This is a genomic window from Myxococcus sp. AB025B (assembly GCF_006518215.1).
Classification (GTDB): Bacteria; Myxococcota; Myxococcia; order Myxococcales; family Myxococcaceae; genus Myxococcus; species Myxococcus fulvus.
The window spans coordinates 1-2,746 of record NZ_SRLW01000555.1; the positions used below are offsets into that span (position 1 = coordinate 1).

3 protein-coding genes are annotated in these 2,746 nt (G+C 70.6%); 2 read left to right on the forward strand and 1 reads right to left on the reverse strand.

Translation table 11 applies throughout. From position 1 onward, the window contains the following. The coding region (locus FL311_RS42490; protein ID WP_141333305.1) for an energy transducer TonB at nt 1-431 on the forward strand (431 nt) is incomplete at its 5' end. 18 nt (nt 432-449) lie between these two features. On the opposite strand, the gene FL311_RS42495 is transcribed toward FL311_RS42490, so the two are convergent. Further along, nucleotides 450-941 (reverse strand): MarR family winged helix-turn-helix transcriptional regulator, encoded by a 492-nt coding sequence (locus tag FL311_RS42495; RefSeq protein ID WP_141333307.1) that lies wholly within the window; start codon nt 939-941, stop codon nt 450-452. 317 nt (nt 942-1,258) lie between these two features. On the opposite strand from FL311_RS42495, the gene FL311_RS42500 reads away from it, so the two are divergent. Continuing rightward, nucleotides 1,259-2,680 (forward strand): TolC family protein, encoded by a 1,422-nt coding sequence (locus FL311_RS42500; protein ID WP_141333309.1) that lies wholly within the window; start codon nt 1,259-1,261, stop codon nt 2,678-2,680. Nucleotides 2,681-2,746: the final 66 nt, after the last annotated feature.

The following is a 2,746-nucleotide window of genomic DNA, read 5'->3' on the forward strand; positions in this document are numbered from 1 at the left end:
CGCCGCCGCTCGTGGTGGGCATGACGATGTCCTCCACCACCAGCGCGGGCTCGTTCGCCGCGCCCGTGGGCAACACGTCCTACGGCAAGGTGGACAGCACCGCCAAGGACCCCAAGGACGTGAAGGGGTACTCGGCGCCCAGGTACACGCCCATCTACCAGGTGGACTCCGAGCCCACCGTGGCCTCCGAGGTGAAGGTCCCCTACCCGGAGGAGGCGCGCCGCGCGGGCATCGAGGGCACGGTGACGCTGTCCATCACCATCGACAACGAGGGCCGCGTCGTCTCCGCCAAGGTGCTCTCCGGCCCGGGCTACGGCCTCAACGAGGCGGCCCGCGACGCCATCAAGCGCTTCCGCTTCAAGCCCGCCATCAAGGGCGGCGAGGCGGTGTCGACGGAGATGAAGTACTCGTACACGTTCCTGCTGGACTGAAGCGGCGCGGGCGCTCCGTCACTGCGAGCGCAGCGCCCGGCGCATGATGTCGCGCAGCGCGCGCAGGTCCTCGTCCGACAGCGCGGCGATGGGCTCGGGCGGCTCCGCCAGCCGCTCGAGCAGCCGCTCGCGCAGGGCCACGCCCGCCTCCGTCAGCACCAGCATCTTCACGCGCCGGTCCTGCTCGCTGCTGCGCCGCTCGACGAGGCCGCGCGCCTCCATGCGGTCCACCAGGCCCGTCACGTTGGACGCGTCACAGGACAGGTAGTTGGCCAGCGTGCTCATCGCCAGCGGCCCCTCGCCGAGCTGACGCACCACGTGCGCCTGCACCGGGGACAGCTCGAACTCCGCCGCCAGCGCGGGGAAGTTGCGCATGTGCGCGTGCATCAGCTCGAACAGCAGCGTCCACGCCTGCCTGGGCAGCCCCGCCTCCTCAGGGACCTGCTGCCCGGCGTCCGGTGACCTGCCGCGTCGCTCCAGACTCTCGCTGCTTCCGCTCATACCCCTCATGGTAATTCACCCCGCCCACCTAAACAATTGACTTCATCAACTATTGAGGGTTACTACATTCCGGAGCTTCCAAAATAGAACGACATGGCCTATGTGGGGCCGGACCCGGAACAGGACGGCGGAAGAAGCGATGCGGCGGCGGACGAACTTCATAAGAGCCGGTTCGGCACTTCGCGCTGAATTCCCACAGGGCATGACGCGCCCGGGCAAGACGCCTGGGTGCGCGCAACCCAGACACAACCCGTAGCAAGTCCTTCGAGGACGCAAATGGGGCACACCGCGCCGGCGCGGGGCTCCACGAGGAGGCAGAGGCGGTTATGAGCTCACTTCTGGCGTTGACCCTGGCGGCCACCCTGGCCGCGGCACCGCCCCCCGTGCTGACACTGGAGGACGCGCTCACCCAGGCGCGCAAGGAGAACCTGGACCTGAAGGCGGCCCAGGCCCGGCTGCGGCAGGCGGACACGGCGTCGCGCAAGGCGTGGGCGGGCTACCTGCCCACCGTCACCGTGGGCGCGGCCATCATCCGCAACTCCAACGCGGCCATCATCCCCCCCGGCCCGCTGGGACCCGAGCCGGTGGTCATCCAGCCGCTGGTGCAGCGTCAGTTCCAGGCGGAATTGCGTCAGGCCATCATCGCCCCGCAGCTGTGGGCGGGCATCCAGGCCGCGTACAAGAGCGAGCGCGTCGCGGAGCTCAACGTGGAGCAGGCCCGGCGCGAAATCCTCTTCGGCGTGGCGCAGGCGTACTACGGCGCCGCGGCGCAGGCCCAGGCGGTGACGGTGCAGGAGCGGCTGGTGGAGCTCAACGGCGCCCGCGCCAAGGACACGAAGATCCGCTTCGACGCCGGCACGGTGACGCGCGTGGCGCTCCTGCGCGCCGAGCAGGACCTGTCGCGCGCCGAGCAGGACCTCATCCGCGCGAGGAACGCGCTGGCGTCCGCGAAGCTGGTGCTGGCGACGCTGCTGGCGTTGGACAGCCCGGACTTCGAGGTGGCGCCTCCTCCCGAGCCGCAGGTGCCGGTGAAGACGGAGGCGGAGGTGCTGGTGCAGAAGTCGCTGGAGCAGCGCGCGGACGTGGCCGCGGCCCGTGAGACGACGGAGCTGGCGCGCATCAACAAGCGCGGCGTGTGGTTCAGCTACCTGCCCACGCTGGGCGTCACCGGTCAGTTCCGCGTGGCGAACGCGGCGGGCTTCCAGGGCCGCTCGGACATCTGGCTCATCACCTTCGGCGCCAACTGGACGCTGTGGGACGGCGGGCTTCGCGAGGCGAACCTCTCCGAGGCTTCCGCCCGCATCGCCGAGTCGCTGGCCACGCAGCGCAAGGCGGAGCTGACGGCGCGTCAGGAAGTGAAGACGGCGCAGCTGGACCTGGAGAGCGCGCTGGCCAACCGCCTCAAGGCGGAGCAGACGGTGGAGCTGGCGCGTGAGGGCCAGCGGCTGACGGACGTCTCCTTCAAGGCGGGCGTCGCCACGTACCTGGAGGTCGCGGACGCGAACACGGCGCTGACGCAGGCGGAGATCGGCCTGGTGGCCGAGCGGCTCCAGGCGTCCGTCGCGGCGCTGAAGCTGTTGCGCTCGGTGGGTGCGTTCGAGGCGCGCAGCCTCGACTCGGACCTGAAGGACGAGAGCGCCGCGCCGCCCGTGGTGCAGCCGCTGCCCGGCGACGCCACCCAGTTGCAGCAGCAGACCGCGCCCGACGCTCCAGTCCAGACGGAGCAGCCGGCGCCCGAGCAGCAGTAGGCTTCAAGCGCCTTCCGGTGTCCTGGACGCTCGACGCCAGGCACCGGGGCGACCGCTTCCCGGGGC